18 protein-coding genes are annotated in these 15,955 nt (G+C 75.3%); 6 read left to right on the top strand and 12 right to left on the bottom strand.

Annotated features, from left to right (window positions below; genetic code table 11):
- Positions 1 to 111: 111 nt before the first annotated feature.
- Positions 112 to 648, top strand: coding sequence for a PepSY domain-containing protein (locus ACN27A_RS27650; RefSeq protein ID WP_421457473.1), 537 nt, complete (start codon positions 112 to 114; stop codon positions 646 to 648).
- A gap of 244 nt (positions 649 to 892) precedes the next feature.
- Positions 893 to 1,990, top strand: coding sequence for a beta family protein (locus tag ACN27A_RS27645; protein ID WP_421458628.1), 1,098 nt, complete (start codon positions 893 to 895; stop codon positions 1,988 to 1,990).
- Between the two features lie 43 nt (positions 1,991 to 2,033).
- Here the strand turns inward: ACN27A_RS27645 and ACN27A_RS27640 are convergent, their stop codons facing one another.
- Together ACN27A_RS27640 and ACN27A_RS27635 are read right to left on the bottom strand one after the other, a co-directional pair.
- Positions 2,034 to 2,315 (bottom strand): adhesin, encoded by a 282-nt coding sequence (locus tag ACN27A_RS27640; RefSeq protein ID WP_366640510.1) that lies wholly within the window; start codon positions 2,313 to 2,315, stop codon positions 2,034 to 2,036.
- Positions 2,316 to 2,495: 180 nt separating this feature from the next.
- Entirely contained in the window at positions 2,496 to 3,569 is a 1,074-nt protein-coding gene (locus tag ACN27A_RS27635; RefSeq protein ID WP_421457471.1) for an NAD(P)-binding domain-containing protein, read from the bottom strand.
- Between the two features lie 134 nt (positions 3,570 to 3,703).
- On the opposite strand from ACN27A_RS27635, the gene dacB reads away from it, so the two are divergent.
- Complete coding sequence (dacB, locus tag ACN27A_RS27630; RefSeq protein ID WP_421457469.1) at positions 3,704 to 5,287, top strand: D-alanyl-D-alanine carboxypeptidase/D-alanyl-D-alanine endopeptidase; 1,584 nt, start codon at positions 3,704 to 3,706, stop codon at positions 5,285 to 5,287.
- 38 nt (positions 5,288 to 5,325) lie between these two features.
- Here the strand turns inward: dacB and ACN27A_RS27625 are convergent, their stop codons facing one another.
- From ACN27A_RS27625 to ACN27A_RS27605, 5 genes are all read right to left on the bottom strand, one after another.
- Positions 5,326 to 5,652: a hypothetical protein gene (locus tag ACN27A_RS27625; RefSeq protein WP_421457467.1), complete on the bottom strand. Its 327-nt coding sequence runs from the start codon at positions 5,650 to 5,652 to the stop codon at positions 5,326 to 5,328.
- A gap of 160 nt (positions 5,653 to 5,812) precedes the next feature.
- Positions 5,813 to 6,157: a DUF1330 domain-containing protein gene (locus tag ACN27A_RS27620; RefSeq protein WP_132233804.1), complete on the bottom strand. Its 345-nt coding sequence runs from the start codon at positions 6,155 to 6,157 to the stop codon at positions 5,813 to 5,815.
- Between the two features lie 119 nt (positions 6,158 to 6,276).
- Positions 6,277 to 6,708, bottom strand: a complete 432-nt coding sequence (locus ACN27A_RS27615) for a nitroreductase family deazaflavin-dependent oxidoreductase (RefSeq protein WP_421457465.1) — start codon at positions 6,706 to 6,708, stop codon at positions 6,277 to 6,279.
- Positions 6,709 to 6,806: 98 nt separating this feature from the next.
- Positions 6,807 to 7,757: a hypothetical protein gene (locus ACN27A_RS27610; protein WP_421457464.1), complete on the bottom strand. Its 951-nt coding sequence runs from the start codon at positions 7,755 to 7,757 to the stop codon at positions 6,807 to 6,809.
- 190 nt (positions 7,758 to 7,947) lie between these two features.
- A complete protein-coding gene (locus ACN27A_RS27605) occupies positions 7,948 to 8,541 on the bottom strand; it encodes a pentapeptide repeat-containing protein (protein ID WP_421457463.1) in 594 nt (197 codons plus the stop codon).
- A 79-nt stretch (positions 8,542 to 8,620) separates the two neighbouring features.
- Between ACN27A_RS27605 and ACN27A_RS27600 the strand changes: the two genes are divergently transcribed.
- A complete protein-coding gene (locus ACN27A_RS27600; protein WP_421457461.1) occupies positions 8,621 to 9,853 on the top strand; it encodes a serine hydrolase domain-containing protein in 1,233 nt (410 codons plus the stop codon).
- Between the two features lie 113 nt (positions 9,854 to 9,966).
- Positions 9,967 to 10,608, top strand: a complete 642-nt coding sequence (locus tag ACN27A_RS27595; protein ID WP_132233794.1) for an NAD(P)-dependent oxidoreductase — start codon at positions 9,967 to 9,969, stop codon at positions 10,606 to 10,608.
- Between the two features lie 217 nt (positions 10,609 to 10,825).
- Here the strand turns inward: ACN27A_RS27595 and ACN27A_RS27590 are convergent, their stop codons facing one another.
- On the bottom strand, positions 10,826 to 11,290 hold the full coding sequence (locus tag ACN27A_RS27590; protein WP_421457460.1) for a PPOX class F420-dependent oxidoreductase: 465 nt from the start codon (positions 11,288 to 11,290) through the stop codon (positions 10,826 to 10,828).
- Between the two features lie 104 nt (positions 11,291 to 11,394).
- Positions 11,395 to 12,036 (bottom strand): DUF6642 family protein, encoded by a 642-nt coding sequence (locus ACN27A_RS27585; protein WP_311412426.1) that lies wholly within the window; start codon positions 12,034 to 12,036, stop codon positions 11,395 to 11,397.
- Positions 12,037 to 12,340: 304 nt separating this feature from the next.
- Between ACN27A_RS27585 and ACN27A_RS27580 the strand changes: the two genes are divergently transcribed.
- The gene (locus ACN27A_RS27580) at positions 12,341 to 13,129 is read left to right on the top strand and encodes a D-Ala-D-Ala carboxypeptidase family metallohydrolase (protein WP_421457459.1); all 789 of its coding nucleotides are present in this window, start codon (positions 12,341 to 12,343) and stop codon (positions 13,127 to 13,129) included.
- 256 nt (positions 13,130 to 13,385) lie between these two features.
- Here the strand turns inward: ACN27A_RS27580 and ACN27A_RS27575 are convergent, their stop codons facing one another.
- The 3 genes from ACN27A_RS27575 to ACN27A_RS27565 all read right to left on the bottom strand — a co-directional run bounded on the left by ACN27A_RS27575 (position 13,386) and on the right by ACN27A_RS27565 (position 15,871).
- Positions 13,386 to 13,829 (bottom strand): hypothetical protein, encoded by a 444-nt coding sequence (locus ACN27A_RS27575; RefSeq protein ID WP_421457457.1) that lies wholly within the window; start codon positions 13,827 to 13,829, stop codon positions 13,386 to 13,388.
- A 99-nt stretch (positions 13,830 to 13,928) separates the two neighbouring features.
- Complete coding sequence (locus ACN27A_RS27570; RefSeq protein ID WP_421458626.1) at positions 13,929 to 14,639, bottom strand: response regulator; 711 nt, start codon at positions 14,637 to 14,639, stop codon at positions 13,929 to 13,931.
- Entirely contained in the window at positions 14,618 to 15,871 is a 1,254-nt protein-coding gene (locus ACN27A_RS27565; RefSeq protein WP_421457456.1) for a sensor histidine kinase, read from the bottom strand. Before ACN27A_RS27565 ends, ACN27A_RS27570 begins: the two co-directional genes overlap by 22 nt.
- Between the last annotated feature and the right edge of the window lie 84 nt (positions 15,872 to 15,955).

Genomic DNA, 15,955 nt, shown 5'->3' with positions numbered 1-15,955 from the left:
CTCCTCCGGTCGCGCCCGGACAGGCTTAACCCGGCCTTAGCGTTCGGGCAGCGTGGTGCTATCCGGGCGGGCGCGATCCTGGGAACCAGCAACCGAGGAAGGGTGAACGAGATGAAGCGCAAGTCCCTGATGCTGGCGTCGCTCGGAGGCGCGGCCGTGCTCGTCGTGACCGGCGCGACCTTCGGCGTCGCGGCGGCCGACAACGGCACGGCCCGGGCGACCACCTTGGCCGCCACCACCGCCCCGACGGCCCCGGCCACGCCGGGCACCCCGAGCGGCACCGGGAGCAGCGCCCCGGCGACGAGCGGCGCGCCGACCACCAGCGGCACCCCGGCGACGCCCGGCTCCCCGTCGGGCAGTGCTGCGCCGGCCACCGGCGACGACGCGGTGAGCGAGCAGCGGGCCGGCGAGATCGCGCTGGCCCGGGCGGGCGGCGGCAAGATCGTCGAGGTCGAGCGCGAGGACGAGGACGGCCGGGCCGTGTGGAGCGTCGAGATCGTGGCCGGGCAGACCGAGCACGAGATCGACGTCGACCGGGGCGACGGCTCGGTGGTCAAGGCCGAGCAGGAGCCGGTCGACGACGACGATGACGACGACGACCGGGACGACGATGACGACTCGGACGACGACGACGGCGACGACGACTGACCCGTCGCCGGTAGCGCCGCCGTCCCGCACCGCGGGGCGGCGGCGTCGTCGTCGCGGGCTGCGGCGGCGGTCTGCGCCGGCCACTCGGCGCGTGGGTGCGGCGGGCGGGCCCGGCCCAGGACACGACGACCGGGACCCGACGCCCTCCGGCGAGTTGTCGTCGCCTCCGGCGGCCGCCCGCCCCGGCGGGCGGGACGGGCCGGTCGGCCCTGTGACCGACACCGATGTCTGGCTACATTGGGGTATGGTGCCCGCCCACGAGGGCCGGGCGGCGGAACCGGTCTACCGCCCCATCCTCGCCAACCGGCGGGGTGAGCTGGAGGCGCTCGGTCATCTCGACGACGTCGTCGCCCCCCTGCTCGCCCCGGTCCTCCAGGTGTCCGTCCTCGATCAGTTCACGCTTGACGTGCTCCGTCGGCTGCCCGACGGGCTGCTCACGGCCGTCGACGTCACCGGCCTGCCCGACGCCCCGGAGGCCGAGCTGGTCCGCTGGGGCGTACCGCTGGTCCCGGTGATCGGGCTCGCGGACAGTGACCGGCGCCTGGTGGCGCACGGCGCCGCGGCCCGGGCCCACGCCCAGCGGGCGGTCGTCCGGCTGCGGGTCGGTCTCGATCGCGCCGGCCCGGACGCGGCCACGGCGGCGGCGGAGCGGGTCTGGCGGCTCACGGGCCTGGTGCCCGAGCAGTGCGACCTGCTCCTCGACGCGGGCGACGTGTGCTGCCGGGCCGACGTACGGGTGGCCGAGCCCCGGGTCCGCCGGTTGTCGGAGTGGGCCCGCCGGCACGCCTGGCGCTCCGTGAGCGTGGCGGCGGGCGGGATGCCCCCGGCGGTGTCCGCCCTGCCCACCGACGAGCCGGTGCGCGTCGACCGCTGGGACTGGCAGCTCTGGCAGCGGCTGGCCGACCTCGGCGTCGGGTACGGCGACTACGGCGTCGGCTCCGCGGTGCCCGGCGCCGACCAGGCGGGAGACCGGCTGCCCACGGTCCGCTACACCGCCGACGGCGTCTGGTGGGTGTACCGCTGGTCGCGGCGGGGCGGACGCGGCGACGACCGGTTCGCGGACCTGTGCCGCACCGTGGTCTCGTCGCCGCACTGGCCGGCCACGGGCGCGGCCTTCTCCTGGGGTGACCACGAGATCCTGCGGCGGGCCCGCCGGGGCGCCGGCGCCGGGTCCGCCAGCAACTGGGCGGCGTGGAGCACCTCGCACCACCTGGCGCACGTGCTGGCCGCGCTGCCGCAGCGGGGGCGGGAGTCCCGGCCGTGGCGGTCCGATCAGGCGCCGCCGGAGCGGGGCCGTCCCGCCCGGCCGCACCGCAACGGGGAGACCCGCCGGGCCGGCTGAGCGCCTCCCCGCCGGGCACCGGTGGGGAGGCGGCGCCCGGCCGTCACTGCTTCTCGGTGAACCCGAACTGCACGATGCCCTCGTCGTCGACGCTCGCGTCCACCGACGCGTCGCCGAGCAGCTCGGCGGCGTCGGAGTCCAGGAAGATGCGGGCGCCCTGGTTGTCGACCACGTGGTCGCCCTCGGCCGGTTCGGCGACCAGTTCGACGGTGAGCGACCCCGCGTCGGTGTCGGCGGCGATCCGCACTCCGCCGTCCTCGGCGACGTCCTGCTGGTTGGCGAGGTCTCGGATGACCAGCACGGCGTTGTCGGTCATGGTGAGCATGGCGGAACTCCTCGTGGATTCTCGGATTCGCGGTGCGGGACCGGGCTCGGCCCGCGGGCGAGCACACGTGGGAGGCGATGGAAGGGCGACACGCACATCGCCGTCGCGCTTCGGGGCAGCTCAGGGCCCCTCCACGGCCTACGGTGCCCCCTGCCGGGGCATCCGTCAAATAGAGCGGGGTCAGTGCGCGGCACGGGCCGGGGCGAACCGGGCCCGGATCTCGCGTACCGCCGCGCGGCCCGCCCGGTTGGCGCCGATCGTGCTCGCGGAGGGGCCGTACCCGATCAGGTGAATCCGCTCGTCGGCGACCACCCGGGTGCCGTCCATCGTGATACCGCCGCCCGGCGCGCGCAGGCGCAGCGGCGCGAGATGGTCCAGCGCGGCCCGGAAACCGGTGCACCACAGGATCACGTCGGCGGGCACGAACCGCCCGTCGTCCCAGGCCACCCCGTCCGGCGTGATCCGGTCGAAGACGGGTAACCGGTCGAGCACGCCGCGCTCGCGCAGCCGGCGCAGTTCCGGCGTGAGCGGCAGCCCGGTCACCCCGACCACGCTGTCCGGCGGCCGGCCCGCGCGTACCGCCGCGTCGACCAGGGCCACCGCCGCCCGCCCCCGCTCGGGGGTGAACTCCTCGTCGCGGAAGTCGGGCGGGCGCCGGGTCACCCAGGTGGTGCCGGCGGCCACGGTGGAGACCTCGGCGAGCAACTGGACGGCCGACGTCCCGCCGCCCACCACCACGATCCGCCGGCCGGCGAACTCCGCCGGTCCCCGGTAGCCGGCGGTGTGCACCTGCCGGCCCCGGAAGGTCGACCGGCCGGGGTAGTGCGGCCAGAACGGTCGGGTCCAGGTGCCGGTGGCGTTGACCAGGGCACGGGTGGTCCAGGAGCCGTGGTCGGTGTGCACGGCGAGCCGGCCGTCGGCCCGGTCGCGCACCTCCCGGACCCGCACGGGCCGCCGCACCGGCAGGTCGAACTCGCGCTCGTACGCGGCGAAGTAGGCGCTGACCACCTCGGCCGCCGGCCGGTCGGGCCCGGCCACCGGGAAGGGCAGGCCGGGCAGGTCGTGGAAGCCGTGCACCCGGTCGAGCCGCAGCGTGGGCCAGCGGTGCCGCCACGCCCCACCCGGCCCGTCGCCCCCGTCGAGGACCACGAAGCCGTCCCCGGGGGCGAACCCGGCGCGGGCCAGATGGTGGCCGGCGGAGAGGCCGGCCTGCCCGGCCCCGATCACCAGCACGTCGACGGAGCGCTCGTCCATGCCGGTTACAACACGGGCGGGCCCGCCCGGCTGCCCGCCCGGAGCGTCTCGCCGGTCACAGCCGCCGGGCCCACGGAAAATTTCTTTCCATCGACGCCCTTTTCTGGCAGATACCTGCATGGCAGCATCACCCCATGCATCGTCGTCTCTTCCCCCGGACGCTCGCGCTGGCGGCACTCGTCGCCGCCGCGGCCACGGCGGGCGCGCCCACCGCCACCGCCGAGTCCCCGACCCCCGCGGCGACCCGGCTGAACGCCACCATCGACGCGATCCTCGCCGACAGCCGGCTGGCCGGGGCGCAGGCCTCGGTGGTGGTCAAGGACGCGACCACCGGAGAGACGGTCTACCACCGCAACGGCGACCGCCGCCTGGTGCCCGCCTCCAACACCAAGCTGCTGACCTCGGCGGCGGCGCTGGAACTGCTCGGGCCGGGCCACCACTTCAGCACCGAGGTGCGGACCAGCGGCGCCCGCCGTGCGGGCCTGGTCTCCGGCAACCTCTACCTGCGCGGCGGCGGCGACCCGACCATGCTCGCCGCCGACTACGACGCCCTGGCCGCGCGGGTCGCCGCCGCGGGCGTCCGGGTCGTCACCGGCAACCTGGTGGCCGACGACACCCGCTACGACAGCACCCGCCTCGGCCCCGACTGGACCTGGGACGACGAGCCGTACTACTACGCCGCGCAGGTCTCCGCCCTGACCGTGGCCCCGGACACCGACTACGACGCGGGCACCGTCATCGTCCACGCCGCCCCCGGCGCGACCGCCGGCGCGCGTCCGGTCGTCACCACCACCCCGGCCACCCGGTACCTGAAGATCGACAACCGGGCCGAGACGGTCGCCGGCGGGGAGACGTCGGTCTCCTTCGAGCGCGCGCACGGCAGCAACACGGTCGTGGTGACCGGGCAGATCGCGCTCGGCGCCACGCCGGCGAACGACTGGGTCAGCGTCTGGGAGCCCACCGGCTACGCCGCCGACGTCTTCCGCTCGGCGCTGCGCCGGCACGGCGTACGGGTGCTCGGCCGGACGGTGCTCGGCCAGGCCACCCCGGAGGGCGCGGCCGAGGTGGCGCGGCACCGCTCGATGCCCCTGGCCCAGCTGATGGTGCCGTTCCTCAAGCTGTCCAACAACGGGCACGCCGAGGTGCTGACCAAGGAGATCGGCCGGGTGCTCTCCGGCTCCGGCACCTGGTCGGCCGGGCTGACCGCGATCAGCGAGTACGTCGCCGACGCCGGGATGGACACCGGCACGCTGCGCCAGCGCGACGGCTCCGGGCTCTCCCGGCGCAACCTGATCCCCGCCGACGAGTTCGTGGACCTGCTCACCGCCGTGCGCGACGAGCCCTGGTTCGACACCTGGTACGCGGCCCTGCCGGTCGCCGGCGAGGCGGACCGGTTCGTCGGCGGCACGCTGCGCAGCCGGATGCGGGGCACGGCGGCGGCGGGCAACGTGCACGCCAAGACCGGCAGCCTGACCGGCGTCTCCGGCCTCTCGGGCTACGTCACCGACGCCGACGGGCGGGTGCTGGCGTTCTCGATCCTGCTCAACAACTACCTGGCGTCCTCGGTGAAGACGCTCGAGGACCAGATCGCGATCGCGCTGGCCTCGTACACCGAGAGGAGCGTGACCGGCGCGCGGGCCGCGGCCCCCACGGCGCCCGACACCCCCCGGGTCCCGGAGGGCCTGGAGTGCGCCTGGGTCAAGCCGAACGCCTGCTGACCGGCCGGCGGGGCCCGGTGCGGGGGCCCCGCCGGCACTCAGGCGCCGGGGCGGTGCGGCAGCTCGGCCGCCGGGTCGCCGCGCTCGATCAGCGCGGCGATCTCGGCGGGACGCAGGCCTCGCTGCGCCAGCACCCGGGCACCCCAGCGGTGCAGCCGGCACGGGTGCGGGCTGGCGTCGTTGCGGCAGACCGTCCCGCCGGACCAGGTCCGGGGCGCGTGCACCACGACCGCCCGCACGGCGAACTGGGCGTCCTCGACGGTCACGTACGGCGGCAGCGGGATCTCCCGGAGCACCTCCCCGGACGGCTCCCCGGCGCCCCGGGGGGCGGTCGGACGGACGGTGCGGGCGGTGACGCTGCTCATCGGTGTGGCCTCCACAAGGGATGGTCGGAGATGGACAGCAGAAAGCTACGACAGCCGCGACGCGGCGCGACGGACAAACTGTCCCGCAGGGTGGACGCGGACCCGCCCGCCGGCGCCGGACGGCGCCCGGGCGGGACCGCCGCCGGGGCGGAGCCGCCGGTCAGCCGGCCGCCCGCGCCCGCAGCCGGGCGGCCGTCCGGCGGGGGTCGTAGTCGTCGGCGACGCCGTCGACGATCAGCGTCGCGCCCGGGATGTGCCGGGTGCGCAGCGGCAGGATCTCCTGGTACGCCGGCGAGTCGTACCAGGCCCGGGCCCGGTCCAGGTCGGGGAACTCGATGATGACCACGGTGCCCGGCCAGTCGCCCTCCCTGACCTCCACCTCGGCGCCGTGCACCCGGAACCGGCCGCCGAACGGGTCCAGCGTGGCCTGGATCCGCTCGATGTAGGTGAGGATGTCCTCGTGGGCCGGGGTGTCGTAGAGGTGGGCGAGCGCGAACGCGGGCATGGTGCCTCCCGGGAGCCGGTCCGCCCGGCCGGACGACCGGGGCGGTACGCCGAGTCTCCCGCCGGCGCGTGCCCGGCGTCGATTACCCGTGGGGTAACGACGGCGGCGGCTCGCCCCGCTCAGACGCGGTCGAGCACGACGACGGGGATCTCCCGGTCGGTCTTCTCCTGGTACTCGTCGTACGCCGGCCAGATGGCGGCCATCGTGGACCACATGCGCGGCTTCTCCCCGGCCGTCGCGGTACGGGCCCGCGCGGTGAACCGCTCGGCGCCCACCTGCACCTCGACCAGCGGCTCGTCGAGCAGGTTGAGGTACCAGGCCGGGTGCTTCGGGTCGCCGCCCGGCGAGGCGACGACCAGGTAGGCGTCGCCGTCGCGGCCGTAGATCAGCGCGGTGCGCCGCAGCTTCCCGCTGCGCCGGCCCCGGGTGGTCAGCAGCAGCGTGAAGACCCCGGGCTGCCACTCGTGCCCCTCGGCGCCGCCGGTCTCGACGTACCGCCGGATGTGGTCGGCCACCCAGCCCTGCGGGCTGTCCAGCACCTGCTCGCCCATCGGCCCTCCCGTTCACCCTCGTGCACCCGGTCGTCGCGATCACGCTACTCCGGGCGGCGGCCGGTCGCCGGGCGAACGGGGCCGCCCGGGCACCGGGGTCAGCGCAGCGCGACCGCCTGGACGCCGACGTTGCCGCAGTCGTCGCTGAACGCCTGCTCCACCGTCCAGGTCAGCACCAGCCGGCTGCCCTTCGGCGCCTGGAACCGGATGGTGAACTCGGTGGACCGGCTGGTGTGCCGGTCCTCGATCCGCAGGGTCCGGCTCGGACCGCCGACGGAGAGGCGGGCGTCCAGCCGTCCCCGGGCCATCCACACCCCGCCGTACAGCCGGACGGTGCGCGCCTGGCCGTCGGCGGCCACCGCGAGCGTGAAGCCGCTGCCGGCGCCGCACCGGTAGACCCCGTGCGGCGAGCCGCTCGCCGACGCCACCGGGTTGCCGTCGCGCCAGCTGAAGCTCTCCTGGTTGTCGTCCCAGCCGCCCCGCCGGCCGGTGCCGCCCTCGTCACGGATCTCGCCGGAGCCGCCGCGCTTGCGGACCGTCGACTCCGCGCCGCGCAGGCCCCAGTGGACCCAGTCGCGGCGGCCCACCGTGGTCAGGTCGACCTCGCCCGGCGCCTCGGCCATGCTGGCGGCGAGCACCGCCCGCACCGGCGGTGCCGACGTCGACGGCTTCGGTGGCGTCGGGGACGGGCTCGGCGGACGCTGCCGGGGCCGCAGCCCGGGCGAGACCAGGCCGGCGTCGAGGTCGCGTCCCTCCAGCCCGGGGAAGCCGCTCGGCCGGCCGGCGTCCGCCGGTACGTCGCCGGCGGTCTCCCCGCCCGGCTCGGGGTCGCCGGCGGTCAGGTACGACACGAGGGCGACCAGGCAGGCGACCACGGCGATCCCCTCGACGGCCCACCGGCGGCGCTGCCTCGCCCGGGCCAGCCGCCGCAGGCCGGTGCGGGTGTGCCCGGCCTGCGGAAGGGGCGGATGCCGTGTCCCGGGCGGGGCAGCCGGGTCGCCGTGTCCCGACGGCCGGATGTGCTGTCGGGTGAGGTCTTCCTCCGCCACCGGCCCTCCACTCCCCACCGGCCCCGGCCGGACGCGGCCGTCCGTTGTGGGCGGCCCGCGCCCGCACCGCCTCGTCCGTCGCGCCGGACGGACGGGCGTGTCCAGTTCGTCACCGGACGGTAGCGGACATCGACCGGGACGATGGTCCCGGGTCGGGCCGCTGCGATCCGGACGCCCGGGGTCGGCTGTCTCAGCGGATCTCGAAGCCCAGCGCCTGCGCGATCACCATGGCCTGCGTGGCGTCGACGATCGCCCCGGCCCGCTCCACTGCCGTCGGGTCGAGCGCGGTGAGGTCGCTGCCGCGCAGGTCGGCCCCGGTCAGCCGGCAGCGGTGCAGCTGCGCGGCGGAGAGGTCGACGCCGGTCACCGTGGCCCCGGTCAGGTTGGCCCCGGTCAGGTCCGCCTCGCGCATCCGCACGTCGGTGATGCGGACCCCGCGCAGGTCGGCACCGGGCAGCGCGACGAACGACCAGTCGCCGCCGGCGACCGTCAGCGGTCGCAGGTCGCACTGGACGAAGGTGCTGCCCACGAGCTTGCAGCCGGTGAACTCCGCCTCGAAGAGGTTGCACCGCTGGAAGGTGCAGCGGGTGAAGGCCGAGTCGGTGTGCCGGGAGGAGTTGAAGCGGGTGTTGCCGAAGGTGCAGCCGTCGAAGACCGCGCCCCGGCTCACCGCCTCGGACAGGTCGACGTCGAAGAACGTGCAGCGGACGAAGTGCCGGTCCACCAACTCCTCGGCGTACCAGTCCTCGTTGCGGAAGGTCTCGTCCTCGGTCAGCTCGGGCATCGGACCAGGCTATCGAGGGAGTGGGACAACGGCGGGCCGCCCCTTCCGGCGAGGCGTACCGGCTAGTAGTTTCGGCGACGTGAGTGTGGCACGCAGCATCGACCCGGACCAGATCGGCTTCGACCCGGCGCGGTTGGCGCGCATCGACGAGCACTTCGGCAGGTACGTCGACGACGGCCGCCTCGCCGGTTTCCAGGTGCTGGTCACCCGCCGCGGCGAGATCGCCCACTCGTCGACGTACGGGCTGCGCGACGCGGAGGCGGGCAGGCCCGTCGAGGCGGACACGCTCTGGCGCATCTACTCGATGACCAAGCCCGTCACCTCCGTCGCCGCCATGATCCTGTGGGAGGAGGGCCGCTTCGAGCTGACCGACGAGATCAGCCGATGGCTGCCCGAGTTCGCCGACCTGCGGGTCTACTCCAAGGGCTCGGCGCTCAAGCCCTTCACGGTGCCGGCGGTCGAGCCGATCCGGGTGTGGCACCTGCTCACCCACACCGCCGGCCTGACGTACGGCTTCATGCAGACCTCGGTGGTCGACGGCATCTACCGGGCCGCCGGCTACGACCTGTACCCGCCGGCGGACGTCGACCTGGCGACGGCCTGCCAGGCGTTCGGCGAGCTGCCCCTGCTGTTCCAGCCCGGCACCGCCTGGGGCTACTCGGTCGCCACCGACGTGCTCGGCCGGCTCGTGGAGGTGGTCTCCGGGCAGAGCCTCGACGCCTTCTTCGCCGACCGGATCTTCCGCCCGCTGGGCATGACCGACACGCACTGGTGGGCCGAGGGCGACACCGCCGACCGGCTCGCCGCCCTCTACGCGCCCGACCCGCGCACCGGCCGCGCGTTCCGCTACGACAAGCTGGGCGCCCTGGCGTACGAGAAGCCGCTGCTGCTCTCCGGCGGCGGCGGCCTGATCTCCAGCGCCGCCGACTACCACCGGTTCACCCAGATGCTGCTGCGTGGCGGCGAGCTGGACGGGGCACGCCTGCTGGGGCCGCGCACGGTGCGCTTCATGACCCGCAACCACCTGCCCGGCGGGCAGGACCTGGGGACCCTCTCCACCGGCGGCTTCGCCGAGACCACCCTCGACGGGATCGGCTTCGGGCTCGGCTTCGCCGTGGTCGACGACCCAGTGCCGAGCCGGGTGCCGAGCAGCCCCGGCGAGTACTACTGGGGCGGCGTGGCGAGCACGGCCTTCTGGGTCGACCCGGCCGAGGAGGTCACGGCCCTGTTCTTCACCCAGCTCATGCCGTCGAGCACCTACCCGATCCGGCCGCAGCTGCGGCAGCTCGTCTACTCCGCCCTGGTCGACTGAGCCCGGGCGCGCCTCGCCCGCGACGGCCGGGATCGCGGTAACGGCACCGGCCGGTCGGGGAGGTCAATAGCCTGGAGGCGGACCAGGTCGGGCAGGACGGGAGGCGGTCGGCCATGAGCAACATCGTCGTGTTCGGCGCGGGTGGCACCGCGGGGTCGCGGATCGCCGCCGAGGCGGTCGGCCGGGGGCACCGGGTCACCGCGGCGGTACGCCGGCCGGAGGCCACCTCGTACCTGCCGCCGGCGGTCACGGTGGTCACCGGGGACGCCACCAGCGAGCGGAGCGTACGCGAGCTGGCGCCCGACACGGACGCCATGGTGGTGGCGATCGGCGGCGGCGAGCACGCCCTCTGGCTCGACGCGGCGCGCAACCTGGTCGGCGCGCTGCGCGGCATGCCGGCCGCGCCCCGGATCATCCACGTGGGTGGCGGGTCGACCCTGCTCACCCCGAAGGGCACCCGCTACCTCGACGAGCCGGACTTCCCCGAGGAGTACCGCGAGGCGGCGCGCGGGCAGGCCGAGGCCCTCGACTTCTACCGCTCCTCGGCCGACGGGGTGACCTGGACGTACGTCTCGCCGCCGCCGCTGGAGTTCCACCCGGGCGAGCGCACCGGGCACTACCGCACTGGCGGCGACCAGCCGGTGACCGACCACGAGGGCCGCTCGGTGCTCAGCTACGAGGACCTGGCGGTGGCGATCGTGGACGAGATCGAACAGCCGCGCCACGAGAACGCCCGCTTCACCGCCGCGTACTGAGGGCTTACCCGGGCAGCCGCAGGTGTCTTGGGCGCTGTCGAGCTGCCCCGTCTGTGCGACCGGCCCCCGCCCCATCCGTGCGGGCAGCTCGACAGCGTGCGCACGGTCGGTCGGCGCAGCTCGAGCGCTGCCGTGGCGTGCCCCGCGAGGCCGGCAGCGCCCCGACGGCTCGGCCCAACGGCCCGACGGCGCGGGGCAGCGGCAGGTTGGCGGGCCGTCAGTCGGCGAGGCGGGCGGGGAAGCCGCCGGTGGCGATCGGGCCCCAGGCGTCGATGGTGACCCGGATCAGCGACTTGCCCTGGCGAACCATCGCCGCCCGGTACTCGTCCCAGTCCGGGTGCTCGCCCGAGATGCAGCGGAAGTAGTCCACCAGCGGTTCCAGCGCCGCCGGCAGGTCCAGCACCTCGGCGGTGCCGTCGAGCTGCACCCACGGGCCGTTCCAGTCGTCGGAGAGCACGCACGCCGACACCCGTGGGTCGCGGCGGATGTTGGCGACCTTGGCCCGCTCGGGATAGGTGGAGATCACCAACCGGCCCTCGCCGTCCACCCCGGCGGACACCGGGGACGACTGCGGCCGACCGTCGGCGCGGGTGGTCATGAGCACCACCCGGTGCCGCGGCCGGAGGAACTCGGTCAGCCCGGCCCGGTCGACCCGGGTGTTCGTCGCGATGCTGCGTGCCATCGTTCGTTCCTACCAGGGCTTCCGTCGCCCGGCGACCGCACCGGAGGGAACGGACCCGACGCACGCACGCGGCGGCGCGGCGGCCGGATCGCGGCGCGGTGGCCTCAGCGGGGTCGCGGGGCGGCGCGGCCGGCGGCGGGCTGGGCCGGCACCCGGGGGCGGACGGAGGGCCGCCAGGCGCGGCCGTTGGCGTAGATCACCCGGAAGCCGAGGTACGAGGCGAGGGGCGCCCAGTGCGCGGAGCCCATCCGCAGCTCGGCGGCGTTGTGGCGCTGCCCGTTGGCCAGCACGTCGAGCAGGACGGTCTCGAAGGCGGCCGACTCGACCCAGTCCACCTCCCGGGTGTACCCGCAGATCAGGGCCGCTCCGGTGGCGTCGAGGAAGTCCCGCAGCACCGCGTCGGAGGCGCGCAGCACCGAACAGCTGCCGAAATAGAGCCGCCGGCCCTCGCAGCGACCCGCCATCAGCTCGGCGACGTCGGCGAGCGCCACCGATTCCCAGTCGGTGAGGCAGAGCCGGCTCGGCTCGCCGTGCATGGCGAAGAAGCCGACCCGGTGGTCGGCGTACTGCTTGAGCAGCCAGCGGTCGACGAAGTAGAAGAGTTCGTCGCGGGTGGCCGCGTCCTTGTGGATGAAACGGATCTTTCCGAGCCGTTCGAGCAGTTCCAGGGTGGGCAGGACGGAGCCGCGCTCGTTGAGGTCGCGGTGCCACTGGCCCTCGATGCAGAAGACGCCACCGCGTGCCATGCCGCCCCCTCCCCCGGTCCCGCCGGCGCTGACGTTACCGGGTCGAGCCGGCGGGAGAACATCACCCGGCGCGTGCCGACCTGCGGCTTTGCGCGCCGTTCGCGCTTTCCTGTGGCCTGTTGCCGATCAATGGGCGATTCGCAATTCGCGTAATGCCCAGGCAACGCTCAGGAACGGCGAATCGTGAGGACAATTCTTGTTAATCGCCGCGAACCACCCGTCGGCCTGCCACTGTGGAAATGCGGGACGGGCAGGCCGATGTCCCGGGTGCCACCCCATTCCCACTCCTATCGGGAGGACTTCTGTGCGCGTTAACACCCTGAAACGGGCCGCTGTCGCATTCGCCCTGGCGTTGCCGGCAGCCGCTGTCGCCACGGTGGCCGCCGCGCCAGCGGCCCACGCCGACGGCTGCTACACGTGGAAGCGCAACCTCTACCAGGGGCGCTCCGGCGACGACGTCCGCCAGTTGCAGATCCGGGTCGCCGGGTGGGCCGGCAACCGGGACATCGTGGAGAACGACGGCCGCTACGGACCGAAGACCGCCGCCGCGGTCAAGCGGTTCCAGGCCGCGTACGGGCTGCGCGCCGACGGCATCGCCGGACCGCAGACATACGGCAAGCTCTACGCCCTCCAGGACGACGACTGCACGCCGCGGCACTTCAGCTACAGCGAGATGGACGACGGCTGCGGTCGTGGGGGCTGGAACGGCGGTCCGCTCTCCGCCGCGCAGACCCGGCAGAACGCGCTGCGCACGATGTGGAAGCTGGAGGCGTTGCGGCACAGCCTCGGCGACAAGCCCCTCCTCGTCAGCAGCGGTTTCCGCAGCCGCACCTGCAACGACCAGGTCGGCGGGGCGTCCGACAGCCAGCACCTCTACGGCAACGCCGCCGACGTGGTGTCGCGCACCAGCTCGCTGTGCCAGATCGCCCGCGACGCCCGCAACCGGGGCTTCAGCGGGATCTACGGTCCCGGTTACCCGGACCACGACGACCACGTGCACGTGGACTCGCGGCGGGAGAACAACAGCGACGACACCCCGAACACCACCAGCTGGTCCGCGCCGGACTGCGGCATCGGCGCCGGCCGCGACTGAGCCGGGCGGACGGGCCACGCCGAGCCGGGCGGGCAGGCCACGCCGAGCCGGGCGGGCAGGCCACGCCGAGCCGGGCGAACGAGGACGCCGGTCCGGTGCGCGGGTGCCACCCCGCGCACCGGGCCGGCGTCGTGTCCCCGGGTCCCGCCGAGGGCGTACCTCCGCCCGGCGTACCGGGGACCGGCGGTCCCGCCGGGCGGGCGTACCTCCGCTCGACGTGCCGGGGACCGGCGGTCCCGCCGGCGGACGAACCCGCTCAGCTCGCCCGGGGCCAGCGCGGCGCGGTGGCGGGGGGAGCCACCGGCCGGGCTGGGCCGGCGGGACGGGCGCCGGGCGCGACCGCGCGCGGGCCGCCCGGGTGCCCGCCGGTGGTACGTGCTGCGCGGCTGGCCGGCGCGGGGCCGGTCACCGTGAACGGGAACGGCACGTGCACGAAGGGGTTGCCGTGCCGCACCAGGGCGTCGATCTGCCGCTCGTTGAGCCCGTGCCGCGTCAGCACCCGCCGACCCCAGCGGTGCAGCCGGCACGGGTACGTCGCGCCGTCGTTGCGGCACAGCGGCCCGGCCGGCCACTCCTCCGCGGCGTGCACCACCACCGCCCGGACCGCGAGCCGGACGTCCTCGGGCGTCAGGGGCGCCGGCACCGGCACCTCGCCCAGGATCTGGTCGATGGGATCCGTCGACTGCTCACCAACCCGCACGGCAGGCCTCCCGCGGCTCCGGCAGCGGTGCGGCTGACCCGCCGCACCGCATCCTCGGCGACTGGTACGGCCCCCGCCCCCGGAAGGTTCAATCGCGCCTCAGACGAGGCCGGCGTCGTGCACCAGCAGGGCGACCTGGACCCGGTTGTTGAGGCCGAGCTTCACCAGCAGCCGCGACACGTACGCCTTGACGGTCGCGACGCTCATGAACAGCTCGGCGGCGATCTCCGCGTTCGTCCGGCCCTGCCCGAGCGCGACCGCGACCTCGCGCTCCCGGTCGCTGAGCCCGGCGAGCTGCCGCAGTGCCCGCTCCCGGCGCGGGTCGGGGCCGCCCGCCGCGCCCGGCGCGGTCACGTGGTCGATCAGCCGGCGGGTCACCGCCGGGGAGAGCGTCGCCTCGCCCGCCGCCACCCGGCGCACCGCCCGCACGATCTCGGCCGGCGGGGTGTCCTTGAGCAGGAAGCCGCCGGCCCCGGCCCGCAACGCCCGGAGCACCTGCTCGTCGGCGTCGAAGGTGGTCAGCACCAGCACCTCGGGCGGGTCGGGCGACGCGCGCAGCGCCTCGGTGGCCGCGAGACCGTCGAGCCGGGGCATCCGGATGTCCATCAGCACCACGTCCGGCGCGCAGGCGGCCACGGCGGCAGGCACCTCGCTGCCGTCGGCGGCCTCCCCGACCACGAGCAGGTCCGGCACCCCGCCGAGGATCATCGACAGACCGGCCCGCACCAGCGCGTCGTCGTCGACGAGCAGCACCCGTACCGGCCAGCCGGGGTCGGGGCCCGGCCCGCTCACGCCGGCCACGGCAGCCAGGCGGCCAGCCGGAAGTCGCCCACGTCGTCCCGCCCGTACTCCAGCCGGCCGCCGGCCAGGCTGACCCGCTCCGCGATGCCGACCAGGCCGGTGCCGGCGCCGGGGATCTCCGGGCCGGCGATGCCGCCGACGGGCCACCGGTTGCGGATCTCCACGGTCAGCCCGTCGCCGGGGGCGCCGGCCACGTCGACGGTGACCGCCGCGCCGGCGGCGTGCTTGCGGGCGTTGGTGAGCCCCTCCTGCACGATCCGGTAGACGCTGCGCCCCACCGCCGCCGGCACCCGTTCCGCCGAGGTGACCACCTCGCGGACGCCGATCCGCGCCCCGGCCGACCTGGACTCCTCGACGAGCGCCGGCAGATCGCCCAGGGTGGGCTGCGGTCGCTCGGGATCCCCCTCGGCGGTGCTCTCCGCGCGGAGCACCCCGATCACCTCGCGCAGATCCTGCAACGCGGAGTGGGCGCTGCCCCGGATCACCCCGGCCGCCCGCGCCACCTCCTCCGGCGGCGCGTCGGGGCGGAACTCCAGCGCGCCGGCGTGCAGGCTGAGCAGCGAGATCCGGTGTGCCAGCACGTCGTGCATCTCGCGGGCGATCCGGGTGCGCTCCAGGTGCCGGGCCTGCGCCACCCGCAACTGCTGCTCCGCCTCGGCCCGCTCGGCGCGCTCGCGCAGCGACACGACGAGCTGCCGCCGGGCCCGGACGAACATCCCCCACGCCAGCACGGAGAGGCTGAGCACCACCCCCCAGGCGGTGGTCACCCAGTACGGCATCTGCGGGTCCGGGCGCAGGTAGCTGAAGGCGAAGTTGGTGACCAGGCCGGCGGCGGTCAATCCCAGCGCGACGGCCGTGCGCCGGTGCACCACCACGGTGAAGTAGATGATCAGCAGCGGGATCGCCGCCGCCATCGAGAACAGGGTCAGCGGCACGGTCGCGACGGCGAGGCCCACCGGCCACCGGCGCCGCAGCCAGATCAGCGCGCAGCAGGCGAGCCCGATCAGGGCGTCGGCCGGGACCATCCAGCGCTGCGGCAGCGGCGTGGCGAACTCCGGGTCGGCCGAGGCCGCGTCGGCCGTGGCCAGCAGCACCCAGCCGAGGGAGAGCAGGAAGCAGAGGCCGTCCACCACCCAGTCGCGGGTGGTGCGACGCGGCCCCCGCCCCACCCGCGCCGCCGGATCGACGCTCAGCGCCCCCGGCAGCAGCCAGGGGTGCTCCGGTACGGCGGCACTGGTCACGCGACCATGCTAGGCAGCCGCCCGGCGGGCCGACCAGCTACCAAAGTCGAGACCCTGGCGTCGACCAAGGTAGCCGCCGGACGA

It is taken from the genome of Micromonospora sp. WMMD737, assembly GCF_049179055.1.
Lineage (GTDB): Bacteria > Actinomycetota > Actinomycetes > Mycobacteriales > Micromonosporaceae > Micromonospora > Micromonospora reichwaldensis.
The sequence above is the reverse complement of the archived record's forward strand: the minus strand, read 5'-3'. Positions and strand labels throughout refer to the sequence as shown.